Origin of the sequence: Rhodoligotrophos defluvii, from assembly GCF_005281615.1 — a bacterium.
GTDB classification, from domain to species: domain Bacteria; phylum Pseudomonadota; class Alphaproteobacteria; order Rhizobiales; family Im1; genus Rhodoligotrophos; species Rhodoligotrophos defluvii.
Genome location: NZ_SZZM01000005.1, coordinates 59621 through 75606, shown reverse-complemented (window position 1 = coordinate 75606; position 15986 = coordinate 59621). Strand labels below are relative to the sequence as shown.

At 65.8% G+C, this 15986-nt stretch carries 16 protein-coding genes; 4 read left to right on the top strand and 12 right to left on the bottom strand.

Going from position 1 to position 15986, the window contains the following annotated elements; all coding sequences use genetic code 11:
• Positions 1–257 precede the first annotated feature (257 nt).
• The gene (locus E4P09_RS19425) at positions 258–1028 is read left to right on the top strand and encodes an MlaA family lipoprotein (RefSeq protein WP_170984513.1); all 771 of its coding nucleotides are present in this window, start codon (positions 258–260) and stop codon (positions 1026–1028) included.
• Between the two features lie 33 nt (positions 1029–1061).
• Entirely contained in the window at positions 1062–1661 is a 600-nt protein-coding gene (locus E4P09_RS19420) for a short chain dehydrogenase (protein ID WP_137391297.1), read from the top strand.
• Between the two features lie 98 nt (positions 1662–1759).
• Here the strand turns inward: E4P09_RS19420 and E4P09_RS19415 are convergent, their stop codons facing one another.
• From E4P09_RS19415 to E4P09_RS19395, 5 genes are all read right to left on the bottom strand, one after another.
• On the bottom strand, positions 1760–3052 hold the full coding sequence (locus E4P09_RS19415) for a multidrug effflux MFS transporter (protein WP_137391296.1): 1293 nt from the start codon (positions 3050–3052) through the stop codon (positions 1760–1762).
• A 241-nt stretch (positions 3053–3293) separates the two neighbouring features.
• Positions 3294–3458 (bottom strand): DUF1328 domain-containing protein, encoded by a 165-nt coding sequence (locus E4P09_RS19410; protein WP_137391295.1) that lies wholly within the window; start codon positions 3456–3458, stop codon positions 3294–3296.
• Positions 3459–3536: 78 nt separating this feature from the next.
• The gene (locus tag E4P09_RS19405; RefSeq protein ID WP_137391294.1) at positions 3537–4427 is read right to left on the bottom strand and encodes a phosphatase PAP2 family protein; all 891 of its coding nucleotides are present in this window, start codon (positions 4425–4427) and stop codon (positions 3537–3539) included.
• 48 nt (positions 4428–4475) lie between these two features.
• Positions 4476–5636: a PQQ-dependent sugar dehydrogenase gene (locus E4P09_RS19400; protein ID WP_428977733.1), complete on the bottom strand. Its 1161-nt coding sequence runs from the start codon at positions 5634–5636 to the stop codon at positions 4476–4478.
• 83 nt (positions 5637–5719) lie between these two features.
• Positions 5720–6985, bottom strand: a complete 1266-nt coding sequence (locus E4P09_RS19395; protein ID WP_137391293.1) for a class I SAM-dependent RNA methyltransferase — start codon at positions 6983–6985, stop codon at positions 5720–5722.
• 50 nt (positions 6986–7035) lie between these two features.
• Between E4P09_RS19395 and E4P09_RS19390 the strand changes: the two genes are divergently transcribed.
• Entirely contained in the window at positions 7036–7821 is a 786-nt protein-coding gene (locus E4P09_RS19390) for a pyrroline-5-carboxylate reductase family protein (protein ID WP_137391292.1), read from the top strand.
• 19 nt (positions 7822–7840) lie between these two features.
• Here the strand turns inward: E4P09_RS19390 and E4P09_RS19385 are convergent, their stop codons facing one another.
• The gene (locus tag E4P09_RS19385) at positions 7841–9673 is read right to left on the bottom strand and encodes an ABC-F family ATP-binding cassette domain-containing protein (protein ID WP_137391598.1); all 1833 of its coding nucleotides are present in this window, start codon (positions 9671–9673) and stop codon (positions 7841–7843) included.
• Between the two features lie 112 nt (positions 9674–9785).
• Positions 9786–10907 carry a GTP cyclohydrolase II RibA gene (gene ribA, locus E4P09_RS19380; RefSeq protein ID WP_239025276.1) on the bottom strand — a complete coding sequence of 374 codons (1122 nt, stop codon included), beginning with the start codon at positions 10905–10907 and terminating at the stop codon, positions 9786–9788.
• Positions 10908–11050: 143 nt separating this feature from the next.
• On the opposite strand from ribA, the gene E4P09_RS19375 reads away from it, so the two are divergent.
• Positions 11051–11785 (top strand): RibD family protein, encoded by a 735-nt coding sequence (locus E4P09_RS19375; protein WP_205042199.1) that lies wholly within the window; start codon positions 11051–11053, stop codon positions 11783–11785.
• Positions 11786–11850: 65 nt separating this feature from the next.
• Here E4P09_RS19375 and E4P09_RS19370 read toward each other — a convergent pair whose 3' ends face one another.
• The 5 genes from E4P09_RS19370 to E4P09_RS19350 all read right to left on the bottom strand — a co-directional run bounded on the left by E4P09_RS19370 (position 11851) and on the right by E4P09_RS19350 (position 15913).
• Positions 11851–12639, bottom strand: coding sequence for a small ribosomal subunit Rsm22 family protein (locus E4P09_RS19370; protein WP_137391289.1), 789 nt, complete (start codon positions 12637–12639; stop codon positions 11851–11853).
• A complete protein-coding gene (locus E4P09_RS19365; RefSeq protein WP_137391288.1) occupies positions 12636–13691 on the bottom strand; it encodes a glycosyltransferase family 4 protein in 1056 nt (351 codons plus the stop codon). Before E4P09_RS19365 ends, E4P09_RS19370 begins: the two co-directional genes overlap by 4 nt.
• The gene (locus E4P09_RS19360; protein ID WP_137391287.1) at positions 13688–14092 is read right to left on the bottom strand and encodes a 6-pyruvoyl trahydropterin synthase family protein; all 405 of its coding nucleotides are present in this window, start codon (positions 14090–14092) and stop codon (positions 13688–13690) included. The genes E4P09_RS19365 and E4P09_RS19360 overlap by 4 nt, the downstream gene beginning before the upstream one ends.
• A gap of 13 nt (positions 14093–14105) precedes the next feature.
• Positions 14106–15098 (bottom strand): zinc-dependent alcohol dehydrogenase, encoded by a 993-nt coding sequence (locus E4P09_RS19355; RefSeq protein WP_239025275.1) that lies wholly within the window; start codon positions 15096–15098, stop codon positions 14106–14108.
• A gap of 62 nt (positions 15099–15160) precedes the next feature.
• The gene (locus E4P09_RS19350) at positions 15161–15913 is read right to left on the bottom strand and encodes an ABC transporter ATP-binding protein (RefSeq protein WP_137391286.1); all 753 of its coding nucleotides are present in this window, start codon (positions 15911–15913) and stop codon (positions 15161–15163) included.
• Positions 15914–15986 lie beyond the last annotated feature (73 nt).

The following is a 15986-nucleotide window of genomic DNA, read 5'->3' as shown; positions in this document are numbered from 1 at the left end:
GTTGAATTGTCCTGTCCGTTTGGCAATTGAGTCACAATTTGTGCTTTTTATGACACGAAACTCCGTACAGCGATGGCGGAGGCCGTTGTCCTGTTTCGCTTGGCACCTGCTATGGGCTAGAGTGCGGTCAGGGATAAGCAGCAGCAACGGTTTGGCTTGGAATATGCCAAGACATCGGCTACGGTTCGACGCGCTGCATACGGGGTTCATCCTATATGAATTTTTGTCTCAGTGGGCTGTCTGTGAGTGCCAGGCGCTTGCCGCGCGTCCTTTCGTTGTTTTCCCTTCTGCTCGCCGCCGTGGCCGTGAGCGGCTGTGCTTCAACACGCCCCATCGTCACCAGCGGTGACGTTACCCAAGCCCCAGACCCGTTCGAGAACGTGAACCGTGCAGCGCTCCAGGTCAATATGGCCGTGGAGAAGGTGGTGTTCCGTCCGGTGAATACGGTCTATCGCACCGTGCTCCCCGTGCCGGTGCGCACCGCGCTCTGGAATGCCTATGCCAATTCGCGCAGCCCCGTCATCTTCGTCAACGATGTGCTGCAGGGCCAGCCGGCGCGCGCCGGACGGACGCTCCTGCGCTTCATCATCAACAGCACCGTCGGCGTAGGCGGCCTGCTCGACGTGGCCAGCGCCAACGGCATCCCGCGCCATTCGGAGGATTTCGGGCAGACACTCGGCGTGTGGGGCGTGAAGAACGGTCCCTATCTGGTGCTGCCGATCCTCGGGCCGACAACGTTCCGCGATGGCGTGGGCTGGGCCGTTGACGTGGTGACGGATCCGCTGTTCTGGCTGTTCGGCGGCTTCGATGAGACCACCACCGAAGGCTGGGCCTATACCGGCTCCGCCATGGTCATCAGCTATGATCGCGGTCGGGACGATCTCGAGGAGCTGGAGCGCACCTCCATCGATTTCTATGCCGCTCTGCGCAGCGCCTATCTCCAGCATCGGCAGTCGGAAGTGCTCAATGGCGCGACCGATCCCGCCGCCCTGCCCGATATCCTGGATAGTCTGCCGCCGATCGAATAGGCTGCGGCAGTCGTCAACATCGGAGACAGCCCCATGAAGATCCTGGTGGTCGGAGCATCAGGGGTGGTGGGCAAGGCCGTGGTCGCCAATCTCTCGCAGCGCCATCACGTGCTGCAGGCGAGCCGATCGCAGTCGCCGTTCAAGGTCGACATGACGAGCCCCACCTCGATCCGTGCGCTCTATGAAGAGGTCGGCTCGGTGGACGCGGTGGTGGCCGCCACGGGCCACGTGAAGTTCGCGCCGCTGGAGAACATGTCGGATGCGGACTATCGCATCGGCCTCAACGACAAGCTGATGGGCCAGGTCAACCTGGTGGTGCTCGGCATTCCCTATGTGGCAAGCGGCGGGTCCTTCACCCTCACCTCGGGCATTCTCACCGACGAGCCGATCCTGGGCGGCACGTCCGCCTCGATGGTCAACGGCGCGCTCGAGTCGTTCACGCGGGCGGCCGCCATCGAGCTGCCGCGCGGGCTTCGCATCAACATCGTCAACGCGACCGTGCTGGAAGAGGCGCTTGGGCGGTATGGCGAATTCTTCGCCGGCATCGAGGCGGCGCCAGGACATCGCGTCGCCCTCGCCTATCAACGCAGCGTGGAAGGCCGGCAGACCGGGCAGGTCTATTACGTCCGTTAGGAGCATTTTCGAGCGAAGTGGACACCGGTTCGCGTGAAGAAAATGCGACCAGCAAGAATTTAGAGCGGATCCGCGATTCGAAGAAGAGCGGAAGCGCTCTAATCCGCGGGGCTGCCCGCCGAGGCTGTCCGATCCGCCACGTCATGGGGCAGCGGCTGGTTCGGCGGCGCCCAGCGGGCGGCGAACAGCCGGCCGCGTTCCGCGATCAGCGCCGCGATCAGCGTGATCACGCCGAAGGCCACATAGCTCGCGAGCAACGGCACCACGGTGCCGTTATAGGCCTGGCCGACGAAATAGCCGAGGATGCCTGCGCCGCAGGTCTGGACGCAGCCGATGAAGGAGGATGCGGTTCCGCCGATCCGGCCCACCGGCTCCATGGCCATGGCGTTGAAATTGGCCATGATGAAGCCGAAGGCCAGGAAATTGGCGCCGAGCAGAATGCAGAACAGGTAGATGTCCTCCGTTTCGGTCAGCGCGATGCCGAGGTGGACGGCCGCGATCAGAATGAAGGCGAGCACGGCGCCGTGTCCGAGCAGGCGCATCCCCAAGCGCTCGACGAGCCGGCCGTTGAGAAAGGATGCAACCGCGAGCACGCAGGCCACAGCGCCGAACACCAGCGGAAAGGCGTCGGTCACCCCGAATATGTCGGCATAGATCTGCTGCGCGCTGTTGATGTATGCGAGCATGCAGCCAAAGATCGCGCTGGTGCCGATGGTGTAGAACAAGGTCACCCGGTTGGTGATCACCGTCTTGAAGTCGCGTACCAGCGATCCCACCGAGATCGGCAGGCGCAGGGCCTCGGCCCGGGTCTCCGGCAGGCGGAGCCCCGACCAGGCCAACAGCAGCACGGAGGCGCCGAACAGCAGCCAGAATATCCACTGCCAGTGGCCGGCAAGCAGCAGCGCGCCGCCGATGCTGGGCGCGATCACCGGCACGATGATGAACACCATGATGACATAGGACATGATGCGCGCCATGTGGCGGCCGGAAAAGCAGTCGCGCACCACCGCAAGCGCGACCACCCGCGGTCCGGCGCTGCCGATCCCTTGCACGAAGCGGGCGAGCAGCAGCATTTCGAAGCTGGGCGCGAAGACGATGAGCACAGAGGCCACCGCATAGATCAGCAGAAAGACCAGCAGCGGCGACTTGCGGCCGAACCGGTCGGAAATCGGGCCGGGAACGAGCTGTGCCAGACCGAAACCGATGACATAGGCGGTGACGACCATCTGCCGGTCGTTCTCGTTCAGCACGTTGTAGGCATCCGCGATCGCGGGCAGCGCCGGCAGCATGATGTCGATGGAGAGGGCCGTCATGGCCATCATGGCGGCAATCAGCACGACGAACTCGCCAAGGGAGATGTTGCGCAATGCCGCGCTTTGGGCTGGGGTCATGTTCGCATCAAGGTCGGCTGAGAATGGGCTTGCGGCGGTCGGTCGGTGCGCGACCATAGTCCAGTGCGACAGGTCGTCCAATTCTTCCTATGTAGCGACTGAACGGCGCCATGCCAGCTGTGGCCGGGCGGGATATTGCGAAAAAAAGTTTATGGCTCCTGCTGCATCAAAAACCCCCGGCGGCGGCCGGGGGTCTGGTTGGTCGGACGCGGCAGGCGCGCCGCGCTTGGGTGTTGCACGGTCAGGCTCGTCTGAACAGATGCATGACCAGAGAGACAACCAGAGCAATCAGGAAGATGAAAAATAGAATTTTCGCAATGGAGGCCGCCGTGCCGGCAACGCCGCCAAAGCCCAGCGCGCCCGCGATCAGCGCGATGATCAGAAACGTCAGAGCCCATCCCAACATGGATGCGTCCTTTCGAAGTTGTTCCTGGCCAGTGAACGTCCGACTTGAGGAAAAGTTTCTGCATATTGCTGGCGACGGCTATTCCGCCGACGACGGTTTCCCGGATGCGGGCTTGCGCAGATATTCGGCCAGCCCCACGCCGATCAGCAGGAAGAACAGGCCGACCAAATAGCCCATGGCCACGTCGGAGAGGTAGTGGACGCCCAGAACCAGTCGGCTGAACCCCATGAGGGCGATCAGCACCGAGGACCAGAACACCACCTCGAATCGCACGCGCAATGTGGCGCCTTCGCGGCTGCAGACATAGGCGAGAAAGCCGTAGGCCGCCATTGCCGCGGTCGCGTGGCCGCTGGGAAAAGACGGCGAGGCTTCGATGACCGTGGTCGAGACCTCGGGCCGCGGGCGTGCAAGCGCATACTTGCCCGCCCAAGTCAGGGCGGTGGCACAGCCGATGGTAAGCCAGAGGGGAATGACATAGATCCCGCGCTGGAGCGAGACGAGCAAGACGGTGACGAGGACCGTTGCCCCGATCATGAAGGGCACGGTGCCGTAGAAGGTGAGAAAGACGAAAATGCCGAGCACGGGCGGCCCCCGCAGGACCGACAGATGTTCATTCACCTGGCGATCGATATCGACGAGATCCTCGGCATCGAGCAGAGCCTGGAGGAGATCGCCTCCCAAAATCAAGACGTACACCGCCGCGATCACGACAAGGGTGAGCGGCAGCCCGGAAAATCGCGTGAGGTTCAGTCGACGCGCAATGAAATCAGCGGTGTGCGGGTATCTGTCGGCGAGTTGCACGCCTGAATCCTTGAGCCAGCGGTAACCGCGCCACTGCCTGCCGGTCTTGAGGACCTGGGGTATGCGGCTCTGTCCGATTTTCAGGATGATCAGCACGAGGCGATGCAGCAGCAAAAGCCCAAGGATCAGGCCTATGGTGAACCAAAGTGGCGCGTTCTCGATGGTCATGCGGGGACGGGGGTCGAATCGGGCCTGCCAAATCGGACCGCCCGCGACTCAGTCCGCAGGCGATATGCGGAGTATCAACCCGTCATCCTCATCCGTCAGCAGGAAGATGTCGCCGTTCGGACCTTGGCGCACATCACGAATGCGCTTTCGCAGGTCTTCGAGCAGCTTCTCCTGGCCGGTCACCTTGTCGCCATCGAGGGTTACGCGCACCAGCTCGCGCGTTTTCAGCGCGCCGACGAACAAGCTGCCCTGCCACTGCGGGAAGGCATCGCCGGTGTAGAACAGCATGCCGGATGGGGCGATCGAGGGGTCCCAGTAGTAGAGCGGCTGCTCCATGCCGGGCTTGTGGGTGCCTTCGCCGATCTTCGCTCCGCTATAGTGCCGGCCATAGGAGATCACCGGCCAGCCATAGTTCTTGCCCGGCTCCGGTTTGTTGATTTCGTCCCCGCCCCGGGCGCCGTGGTCCACGATCCAAAGCTTGTCCTGCTGAGGATGGATCTGTGCCGCTTGCGGGTTGCGGTGGCCATAGGACCAGATCTCCGGCCGTGCGCCTTCGCGCCCAACGAAAGGATTGTCCTGTGGCACGGAGCCGTCGGAGTTGATCCGCACCACCTTGCCGAGATGGGTGGAGAGGTCCTGTGCCTCCTCCGGGAAGGAGAATCGCTCGCCGAGCGTTATGAACAGGGTGCCGTCGGGCGCGAACACCAGACGCGAGCCAAAATGATTGGTGCTGCTCTTCTTCGGCAGCTGCCGGAAGATGACCTGCGTATCGACCAGCCGGTCATTCTCCAGCCGGCCGCGTGCAACCGCCGTGCCGTTGCCATCCTCGCCACGATCAGCATAAGCGAGGTAGACCAGCCGGTTGTCGCGGAACTGCGGGTCGAGCGCCACGTCGAGCAGGCCACCCTGACCGCGCGCATCGACCTCCGGCACGCCTCCCAGCGGTTTTGACAGGCTGCCGTCGGGCGAAACGATGCGCAGGCGGCCAGGCCGCTCGGTGACCAGCGCGCGGCCCTCATCGTCGAGAAACACCAGTCCCCAAGGGTGTGCGAGCCCCTCGGCATAGATGGTCACCTCGGCATCACCGATACGGGCGACCACCTCGCCCGGTTCAGCGTGAGCCGTCCTCGGCCCGGGCCCTAGGGCAAGCGCCGCGATCGCAATGGCTGCTGCCGTCAAAGCCCAATGCCGTGGCATTCGCGTGTGCATCATGGCCTCGCCTCCTCTGCCGCATCTTGCCGATAAATGACCTTAACGACCGGTCGGGCAAAGCTCGGACGTTCACATTCGCGTCAACGTTCTCTATCGAAGCAGGCGACGGTTTCCACATGGGCCGACCACTTGAACTGATCAACGGGGACCACGCGGCTGACCCGGTACCCGCCGCCGGCGAGGACCGCAGCATCGCGCGCGAAGGTGGCGGGGTCGCAGGAAACGGCGATGACCCGGGGAACGGAAGAGGTTGCCAGCGCCCTCGCCTGTGCCTCGGCACCGGCGCGGGGCGGGTCGAACACCACCGCGTCGAAATGGGCAAGCTCGTCGGCCAGCAGCGGCCGCTTGAACAGGTCGCGCATCTCCGCGGAAATCGGCTTCAAGCCGGAGGTGGCGCGTGCCGCCGCCGTGAGCGCGGCGACGGCCGCGGCATCGGCATCCACCGCATGGATCCGGGCACGCGCGGCCAGCCTGAGAGCGAAGGGCCCGACCCCGCAGAACAGGTCTGCGACCCGGCGCATCCCAGCCGTCAACTCTTCAACCAGGGCGCTGAGCGCTGCTTCTCCGGCCGCGGTCGCCTGAAGGAAGCCGCCCGGCGGCAGCTTCACCTGCGCGGCACCCATGGACACCAATGGTGGCCGCCGCTCCGCGATCAACTCTCGCCCGAAGGTGAGGCGCGCGAGATCAAAGGCTTCCGCGATCCGGGCAACATCCATGCGCTGATCGAGGCTGAGCCCACGCAGACCTTTGACATGGCAGTCCAGACCACCGTCCGTGGCGGTGATCTGCACGTCCAGGCTGCGCGTTGCGCCTTGGAACACCTGTCCGATGGCCCGCGCAAGCTCGGCTGCTCCGGCAAGCGCCGGCACCACGATGGGACAGGCGTCGAGGTCGAGCAGCCTATGGCTGCGCGGCTCCATGAAGCCGGCTTGCGCCTGCCCCTTATGGTAGCGCACATGCAGCGCTATCCGGCGGCGACCCTCCCCTCCCGCATCGATCAGCGGCCCGACCTCGGCAGCGATGCCCTGATGGCGCAACGCCGTCGTCACCAGCGCGCACTTCCAGGCTGCATAAGCTTCATAGCGCCAGTGTTGCAGGGCGCAGCCGCCACAGCGGCCGAAATGGCGGCAAAACGGGTCGACCCGGTCGGCGCTTTGCTCCACCAGGGCGGCCAGGAAGCCCCGATCGCCTTCACGCTCGATCAGCACAGTCTCGCCCGGCAGGGTGAACGGGACAAACACGCGGCCTTCCTCGCCGCGCGCAATGCCCTCGCCACGGCGGCCCATGGCGTCGATATACAGGGGTTGGCCCCTGTGCTTCAGGTTTTTCTCGACAGGGTCGGACATGGGGCGGTTATAAGCATTGCACGCTGAGGAAATATAGGGGCTCTCGGTTCATGGCGGGGACAAGTTCTGTCTTGGGGTTCATCGGGGTTGGCGTGTTCGCCGCCTATACGATCAAAGCATTGCGCCGCAGCGGCATGGATGGCCGGATCGTGCTGTCGCCGCGCGGGCGAGACATGGCCGCGGAGCTCGGCGCGAACTGGGGTTGCGAGATTGCCGGCGACAATCAGGCCGTGGCCGATGCGGCCGACATGGTGATCGTGGCGGTCAAGCCCAAGGACGTCGACACAGCCTTGGCGGGCCTGCGGTTCCACTCGGCGCAGACGGTGGTGTCAGGGGTGGCCGGGGTGTCGCTCGCCCGGCTCAAGTCGCTGATGCCGGAAGCCGGCGCGATCGTCCGCATCATGCCCGCAGCATTCGTCGAGACCGGGCTTGGGCTTTTTCCGATTTATCCGGCGAATGAAGCTGTCGAGCAGCTGTTCGCTCCGGCCGGCACGGTGGTCAGTTTCGACACGGAGGAGCAGTTCGGCACCGCCCTGCTCGGGGCCTGCCTGTCCGGCTGGACCTACCGGTTCTGCGAGGAGCTGGTCAGGGCGTTTCGCGCCTATGGCATATCGGAGGAGCAGGCGCGGCTCCTGGTGCTCGGCAACGTGCGCGGCACCGTGAACTACGTGATGGAAACACCGACGCGGAGCCTGCGGGAATTCTCCGACATGATCGCCGCCGAGGGCACCTATACCAAAGCGGGCCTCGATGTGCTCATGGCGGCGGACCCGATGGCCGGCTGGCGCGCGGCGCTGGAGACCGTGCAGACGCTGCGGCGCAAGAACGAGGGTTAGAGCCGCCCGCCCGGCTGCTTCAGCCCTCGATCTCTTCGCGCAGGATTTCGAGCGCGAGCCAGGCCTCTTCGGCTGCAGCCAGCTCGGCCTGTGCCTGCTCGAGTTTCCTCGCTGCCTCGGCGAAGCCGCCGGGGTCCTTGCCATAGAAATCGGGCGATGCAAGCTTCTCCTGCAGACCAGCGGCTTCCTGCTGCAGGGCCTCGATGCGGGCCGGCAGCACCTTGAGGGCGTGCTGTTCCTTGGGCGACAGGCGCCGCCTGGGCTGTGGAGCGGCCGCCGCCGCTGCCGGGCGCGGCGCCGTTGCGGCCGGCTTTCTCTTCTCGGCTGCCGCGGGGCGGCCGCCCAGATCCTCCCCCCGCTGGGCCATCATGTCGGAATAGCCGCCGGCATATTCGAGCCAGCGGCCGCGCCTGCCCTCGGCCAGTGTTTCCGGGGTGATCACCGAGGTCACCACCCGGTCGAGGAAATCGCGGTCGTGGCTCACCAGCAGCACCGTGCCGTCATAGCCGCTGAGCAGCTCCTCCAGCAGGTCGAGGGTTTCCAGGTCGAGATCATTGGTGGGCTCGTCCAGCACCAGCAGATTGGAGGGCTGGGCCAGGGCGCGCGCCAGCATCAGCCGCCCGCGCTCGCCGCCGGACAGGGCGTGGATGGGCGTACCCGCCTGTTCCGGGGTGAATAGGAAGTCTTTCATATAGCTGATGACGTGCTTGGGCTGGCCACCAACGAAAACCGTATCGCCGCGGCCGCCGGTAAGCGCTTCGCTCAAGGTCCAGCTCGGGTCGAGCGCGGCGCGCTTCTGGTCGAGGGTGACCATCTGCAGATTGGTGCCGAGCCGCAAGGTGCCGCTATCCGGCGGGAGCAGGCCGGTGAGCAGGGAGAGAAGCGTGGTCTTGCCGGCGCCGTTGGGCCCGACGATGCCGACGCGATCGCCGCGGGCGATGCGGGTCGAGAAGTCGCGGACAATGGGCACGCCGCCGTAAGCCTTACTGAGGCCAGTCGCCTCGATCACCAGCTTGCCCGAGACTTCCGCCTCGGCGGCGACCATACGGGCGGTGCCCTGGACCCGCCGCTGCTCCCGCCGCTGCCGGCGCAGCGCTTCAAGGCCGCGCAGCCGGCCCATGTTGCGCTTGCGCCGGGCGGTGACGCCGTAGCGCACCCAGTCCAGCTCCATGGCGATCTTCTTGTCGAGCCGCTCGCGGTCGCGCTCTTCCTGCTCCAGCACCTCGTCGCGCCAGGCCTCGAAATGGGCAAAGCCCCGATCGATGCGCCGGGTCACGCCCCGGTCGAGCCACACGGTGGCCTCCGACAGATTGGTGAGGAAGCGCCGGTCATGGCTGATGATGACGATCGCCGAGCGCATGGCGCCAAGCTCGCCCTCCAACCACTCGATCACCGGCAGGTCGAGGTGGTTGGTGGGCTCATCGAGCAGCAGGATATCGGGGGAAGGCGCCAGCACCCGCGCCAGGGCGGCACGGCGCGCCTCGCCACCCGACAGGCTTGCCGGCGGCTCCCTTCCAGTGAGGCCCAAGGCTTCCAGGAGATATTGCGCCCGATAGAGGTCGTCGGCCGGGCCCAGCCCCGCTTCCACATAGGCGAGCGTTGTAGACGCGCCACCGAAATCCGGCTCCTGCGGCAGATAGCGGATGGTGACGCCCGACTGCACCACGCGGTCGCCCCGGTCTGCCTCCACCAGACCCGCCGCGATCTTCAGCAGGGTCGATTTGCCGGAGCCGTTGCGGCCGACCAGGCACAGCCGTTCGCCCGGGCCAATGGACAGATCCGCGCCGGTGAGCAGCGGCGTGCCCCCGAAGGTCAGATGGATGTTCTGCAGAATGAGCAGCGGAGCGGCCATGGTGCCAAAATGATTCAACAACTTTCGCTAAAGCGCGATCCGCTCGGAATGAATTGGATCATCCCGCCGGCGAGCCGATGGTGCGATGGGCCCGAACCCGCCGGCGTGGGGCTCACTTGCCCGATTTCGTGCTCGCACTCAACAGCGTCTTGTCGATCAAATGGCCGGCGCGGTCGCGCTTGGCCAGCAGATAGCTCCGGTTATAGGTGTTGAGCCGACCGGTGAGCCGCTGGGAGCCGACCACGGTGAGCCCTGATTGCTGGAGAGCGGCAATCTTGGCCGGGTTGTTGGTCAGCAGCGTGATGGTCTCGAAGCCGAGCTGCTTCAGCATGCTGGCGGCGAACTCGAACCGGCGCTGGTCCATCTCGAAGCCGAGAATCTCGTCCGCCTCGAAGGTGTCGTGGCCCTCGGCCTGAAGACGATAGGCGCGCAGCTTGTTGGAGATGCCGTTGCCGCGGCCCTCCTGGTCGAGATAGAGGATCACGCCCCCGCCATGCTCGGCCATATGGGTCATGGCGCCGCGCAGCTGGTCGCCGCAATCGCATTTCAGGCTGCCGAACAGATCGCCGGTGAGGCAGGCCGAATGCAGGCGCACCAGCACCGGCTTGCTCGGATCGGGCTCGCCCGGCCGCGTTCCGATCACGATCGCGATCTGGTCGCGCATGCCTTCGCCGCCGCGGAACACCACGAATTTCGAGTGAGGCGCCATCTCGAGCGGCACGGGCGTTTCGGTGACGATGCGCACTCGGGCTGCGCGCGCGGCGCGGTAAGTTTCGATCGCCACCGCATCCACCCGGCACAAGGCCGCGAGCTTCTGGCGGGTGGCCGAGCTCACCGGCACGCTGACGACTGCCGGCAGCAGCATGGCCAGCCGCACCAGGTCCACGGCGGCGAGTTCGATGGCGGTGGGCGACGACAGGGGCTCGCTGACCTGGGCCGATTGCGCCGTGACCAACTCGCCGATGCGTTTGGTGGTCGGTGGCATATCCAGCACGACGGCGGCCGCGCGATCCACCACGAGGCCGAGATGGCGCCAGCGCGCCGCCGTCATCACCAGGCGCAGCGGGCCCGATGCGATGTTCTCGAGTTTGCGCAGATAGGCATCGTCCAGGGTCTCGACCGCCGCGACGACGCTCACCGCGTCGCCCTGGGAGAGAAGAACGGGACGGCCGGCACGCAGCTCGCCGATCGAACGCTCCACGGAAAGCGTCTCAGTCTCTCCCAAAATGGTCATAAACTGACCATCAGCTCTTTGCGCGGACGACACCATTCAGCATAGCCTCTAGGACGAGGTTCCTCTCATCGAGATGCATTAAAGCGATTACTATAGGGTTCCAACCAGGAAGGAAAATGCTATTGGCGAACAGCAGGTTTACGATGCCGTCATACGAGGCCGTGTTCCGGCCCATTCAGCAGTCCGATCCGGGGAAACCCTTCGTCGTCGCCCAGCTCGGGCAATCCATGGACGGCCGCATCGCCACTGTCACCGGCGCATCCCGCTACATCAACGGTTCGGCGGCGCTCGACCACCTGCATCGTCTCCGCGCCCGGGTGGATGCGGTCATCGTCGGCGTCGGCACCGTCATCGCCGATGATCCGCAACTGACCGTGCGTCGCGTCAAGGGACCGACCCCCACCCGGGTGATCATCGACCCGCGCGGCCGGGTGCCTGCGGGCGCCCGATGCCTCTGCGATGGCGCCGCGCCGGTGCTCATCGTGACGGCGTGCGGCCGGCAAGAGCCGCAAGCGGCGCGTGCGGCGGCCGTCCCCCTTCCCCTATATGGGGGCCAGTTCGATCCGCACCAGATCGTTGCGGCGCTGGCAGCGCGCGGCTTTCGGCGGCTCTTGGTGGAAGGTGGCGCCAAGACCGTGTCGAGCTTCATTGCCGCCGGTGCGGTGGACCGGCTGCACCTGCTGGTCGCCCCCGTCATCATCGGTTCGGGGGTGAGCGGCCTCAATCTGCCGCCCATCGCGACGCTCGAGGAGGCTCTGCGCCCGCATATGGTGGCACATCCGCTGCCGAGCGGGGACGTGCTGTTCGACTGTGACCTCAGGGGCCAGCGAGCCGATAAAAGCGCTCGTCCGTTGAAGGTGTTATCCCAAGCACCTTAGAATTGGAGTCAAGGGCACATGATCGTTGCCAGGTGCGGCCGGGCAGGTCCTTTCATCGCGTGGCCCTACCGGCCACCGCCAGGGACAGCGAAGACGTCCTTGTGACCGATGGCGCAGCCGAGCGCAGTGTTCCGGGCGCTGTGCCAGTCTTCGATATGCTCCGGCGGCAGACCGCCCTCCCGGTGGGCGGCCGCGGCAATCTCGCCTGCAAGCGCCCGGATCAGGGGGCCGTCGGCAGAGGTGAGCTGCCAGTCGCTCGGCCCGATGACGATGTGATAGCCCCGGGCCTCAAGCAGCGTCACCAGCCAGTTCCACGCGTCGGGTCCCAGCGCCGGCCCGAAGCCCTTGTCGCGCCGCTGGTCGCGCAAGAAGGCCGAGAGCATGGCGCCATCGGCGGGGTGCAGCGGCAGCCATCGCTCGGTGCCGGTGTAGATGAGGGTCGCATAGAGCGGCAGCCGGCGCTCGGCGAGGAAGCCCACCAGCTGCTCCAGCCATGGTGCCGAGACCAGGTCGAACAGGGATGAAGCGGTCACCAGGCTCACCGGCGCCCCTGTGAGCACCGACCGGAGGTCGGTTGCGAGATCCCTCTCCTCACGAATGATCTCGATCGTCGAATCCGTTGCGGTGATCCGTTGAAGCAAGGTCGGATCGTTGTCGACCATTATCCACCGTTGCGGCCGCTGCAGCAAAGGCATGGTTGCCCTGAGGTTCGCGCCGGTGCCCGCCCCGAGATCGAGCACGGTGACCCCGCTCTTGCCGCTGAAATGCGCGCGCACGGCATCGGCCACGCGCCTATTGCGTGATCGGTGATCGACCGGTTCCCTCAAGGCCAGCCAGTCCGCCGTGAAGCTCATGGAGCCGACCGTTTCAGCACTTGGGCGATGATCGCAGCGGTATCCTTCCATCTGGGCAATTGCTGGGCGTGGTTCCAGGCTCCATCGGCAAGCCTGCGGCGGAAACCGGGATCGTCGATCAACCGCAGAATGGCGCCGGCCAGGGCATAGGGGTCATCCTTCGGCACCAGCAGCCCGGCGGAGGCGGGCACGACCTCCGGCAGCGCGCCGGCCGAGGCGCCAATGACGGGCAATCCGCGTGCCATGGCTTCGGCGAAGACCATGCCATAGCCTTCGTAGCGGGATGGCAGGACGAACATGTCCGCTTGCTGGTAAACCGTGGCGAGCCGGTCGGGCGTGAAGGCGCCCGGCAGCGCGATGCGGCCCTCGAGGCCGCGCGCCGCAATCTGTTTCCGCAGGGCATTGGCACAGGCCGGGTCGTGCTCCGCACCGCCGATGATCCTGGCTTCCCAGCTGCGGTCCGCGATGAGGGCCAAGGCGTCCACCAGAATGTCGAACCCCTTGCGGGGGATGAGGGAGCCCACGGACAGGATCTTGAGCGGCTGATGGTCCTCCAGAGGCCCGGGAGCGCGAGGTGCAGGGTCGATGCCAGGCGGCGCGATGGTAATGCGCGAGGCCGGCACGCCGAACAACGTCTGCACGGTGAGCGAGGTGGTGCGGCTCGGGACGATCACATGGGCAGCCATCGCCAACGCCTGGCGCTCCGAGATCAGCAGCCGCTGGGCGTCATCGCCGCTCAGGCCATGTTCGAGGCCGAGCGGGTGGTGGATGATGGCGATCACAGGCCGCTGCAGCGCCTTCAGCATGTGGTCGGGCAGCGCGCCGAACACGAGGCCATCGATGAGCAGGACCTTGTCCCGCGGAACGGCGCCGAGCCGTGCCGAGGCTTCCGACAGAGCGGCCTCGGTCGGGTGCGGAAAGGCCTCGGAAAGCTCGAGATATTCGGCCGGCACGCCGTGCTCCGGCAGCAGTTCCACCACCTTACGCGCATAGCCATAGCCCCCGGTCAGCGTGTCTATGGGTGCTGGCAATGCGAAGACGGCGGCGGTCACCGGTTGACGTCTCCCTCGTACCAGGCGCGCGCAAGATGGGTCTCCTGCAACGTGATCCTCACCCGCTCAACCCCCTCCGAGCCCGGACCGAACGCGCCGGCGTTGAGCCGCTTGACGATCTCGTCGAAGATGAGCCGGCATAGGAATTCGGTGGTCGTGATCCGCCCCTTGAGATGGGGCAGCCGGTCGAGGTTCTGGTAATTGAGCGGGGCGAGCACTTCGCGCAGCATCGCGATCGCCCGCCCGATATCGAGGACGACCTCGTCCTCCGTGAGCTCGGAGCGCATGAACGCCGCGTCCACAACATAGGTTGCACCATGCAGCCCCTGCGCCGGTCCGAACAGCGGCCTCGGCAGGCTGTGCGCGATCATGATGTGGTCACGAACCTCCACCGCATACATTCGGCCAACTCCCTCATTCAGCTCGATAGCGCACAGCCGCCATGAGCCCTGGAGCCCCGGGCTTTAGCAGGCCGGCAATCTGCCCGGCAAGGTCATCAAATCCCACCTCATGGGTCACCAGCCGGTCCAGACGGTCGTCCCTGAGCAGCGAGACCGCCTTCTCCAGCCGGCGGCGATGGGTCCAGCGCGCGCGCCGCGCCGTCGCGACCATGCCCACCTGCGACGCGATCAGCCGCAGGCGGCGGCTGTGGAAGGCGGCCCCGAGGGGGAGGCCGACAGTCTGGTCACCGAACCAGCTTGCCTCGACAATGGTTCCCTCGGTCCCGGCCAGCTCCAGCGCCAGGGCCAGGCCCTGGGGGCTGCCGCTGGCGTGGATCACGATGTCTGCCTCGCCCGGGGCATCTTCCGGCGCGGCGAAATGGGCGCCGAACAGGTGGGCGATCTCGGCCCGCCCGGACGCGATGTCGACCAGGGTGACCTCCGCTCCGGGCAATGCTGCCGCGAGGTAGCAGACGAGCAGACCGACGATGCCACCGCCAATGATGGTGATGCGATCGCCCGGGGCAGCGCCGCTGTCCCAGATCACATTGAGCGCGGTCTCCAGATTGGCGCTGAGGATGGCGCGCCGGAGCGGAACGCCCTCAGACAGGGGAACGAGGGCCGCAGCTTCCACCTCGAACTGATCCTGATGGGGATAGAGGCAGAAGACATGGCGTCCGACGAGGTCGGGCGGTCCGCGTTCGACGCGGCCTACGGCGCTATAGCCATATTTCACGGGAAAGGGAAAATCGCCCTCTTGGAAAGGCGCGCGCATGCGCTGCCATTCCGATGGCGGCAAACGGCCCTGAAACACCAGGCGCTCGGTGCCGCGGCTCAGCCCGGACCAACAGGTCCGCACCAGGCAGATCTCGACGCCGGCGGATCTTTTCCTCGGTTCAACCGCACGCAATTCGGCGCGGCCAGGCGCAACATAGAACAAGGCGCGAGGCATCGCCCCAAGCGGCATGGCACTCCCTTAACTCAAGCCAGAGACGGCAGCGTCAGCAATGCCGCCCAGGGGCAGCTTGCTCAGGAATGGCCGGCAGTGGCAACCTTCTGTTTTGCACCGACTGGTTCGTCCTCGTCCTCCTCGATGGGCTCGAGCGCCTGCTGCTGCAGAATCTTGCCGTCTTCCATGACGCAGACGCGGTCGCAGACGGCAGCCGCCACCCGCAGCGACGTCTCGGCAACCACCAGGCTGAGCCCCTCGCCGCGCATCCTGTCGAGCACCCGAATCAGCTCATCCACATCGTCAGCGGGGAGATCATGGGCCGGTTCGTCCAGCAGCACGACCTCCGGGCTGCCCATGAGAGTGCGCGCGATGATCAGCAGCCGCTGTTCGCCCGGGCTCAGATCCCCGGCAAATCGGTCCTTCCGTGCCGCGAGCCGCGGGAAGAGATGGAAGACCTTGTCGAAGGTCCACTCCACCTTGCTTCTTTGCGGCGCTTCGAGCCGGCGGCCGATCTCCAGGTTCTCGTAAGCGGTCATGCGGGCGAAGACCCGCCGCTGCTTGGGCACGAAGCCGATGCCGAGCCTCGCGATCTCGTTGGCCGGTCGGCCCTCGATCTGTTGTCCCCTGAACAGAACCTCGCCGGCGCTCGGCATCACGAGGCCAACCAATGTGCGGAGTAGCGTTGATTTCCCCGCCCGATTTGCACCGGTCAGCGCCACGCCGTCGCCCTCGTAGATCGAGAGATCCACCCCCCGCAGCACATGTGCACGGCCCTGGTGAGCATGCAGGCCCTTAGCCTGAAGAACCGGGCCAATGGCTTCTCCGGTCATCGTTCACACCTCCATCCGCCTCGGCCGGCGCATGCACGCGCGGCGGGCACCACGGCTTATTTCGCAATTGGCC

Excerpts from the sequence above, each read along its gene's own strand:
- E4P09_RS19350 (WP_137391286.1), bottom strand. The coding sequence starts at position 15,913 with ATGACCGGAGAAGCCATTGGCCCGGTTCTTCAGGCTAAGGGCCTGCAT.
- E4P09_RS19360 (WP_137391287.1), bottom strand. The coding sequence starts at position 14,092 with ATGTATGCGGTGGAGGTTCGTGACCACATCATGATCGCGCACAGCCTG.
- E4P09_RS19385 (WP_137391598.1), bottom strand. The coding sequence starts at position 9,673 with ATGGCCGCTCCGCTGCTCATTCTGCAGAACATCCATCTGACCTTCGGG.
- E4P09_RS19375 (WP_205042199.1), top strand. The coding sequence starts at position 11,051 with ATGCCGTCATACGAGGCCGTGTTCCGGCCCATTCAGCAGTCCGATCCG.
- E4P09_RS19390 (WP_137391292.1), top strand. The coding sequence starts at position 7,036 with ATGGCGGGGACAAGTTCTGTCTTGGGGTTCATCGGGGTTGGCGTGTTC.
- E4P09_RS19355 (WP_239025275.1), bottom strand. The coding sequence starts at position 15,098 with ATGCCGCTTGGGGCGATGCCTCGCGCCTTGTTCTATGTTGCGCCTGGC.
- E4P09_RS19400 (WP_428977733.1), bottom strand. The coding sequence starts at position 5,636 with ATGCACACGCGAATGCCACGGCATTGGGCTTTGACGGCAGCAGCCATT.
- ribA (WP_239025276.1), bottom strand. The coding sequence starts at position 10,907 with ATGACCATTTTGGGAGAGACTGAGACGCTTTCCGTGGAGCGTTCGATC.
- E4P09_RS19405 (WP_137391294.1), bottom strand. The coding sequence starts at position 4,427 with ATGACCATCGAGAACGCGCCACTTTGGTTCACCATAGGCCTGATCCTT.
- E4P09_RS19370 (WP_137391289.1), bottom strand. The coding sequence starts at position 12,639 with ATGAGCTTCACGGCGGACTGGCTGGCCTTGAGGGAACCGGTCGATCAC.
- E4P09_RS19420 (WP_137391297.1), top strand. The coding sequence starts at position 1,062 with ATGAAGATCCTGGTGGTCGGAGCATCAGGGGTGGTGGGCAAGGCCGTG.
- E4P09_RS19395 (WP_137391293.1), bottom strand. The coding sequence starts at position 6,985 with ATGTCCGACCCTGTCGAGAAAAACCTGAAGCACAGGGGCCAACCCCTG.
- E4P09_RS19415 (WP_137391296.1), bottom strand. The coding sequence starts at position 3,052 with ATGACCCCAGCCCAAAGCGCGGCATTGCGCAACATCTCCCTTGGCGAG.
- E4P09_RS19410 (WP_137391295.1), bottom strand. The coding sequence starts at position 3,458 with ATGTTGGGATGGGCTCTGACGTTTCTGATCATCGCGCTGATCGCGGGC.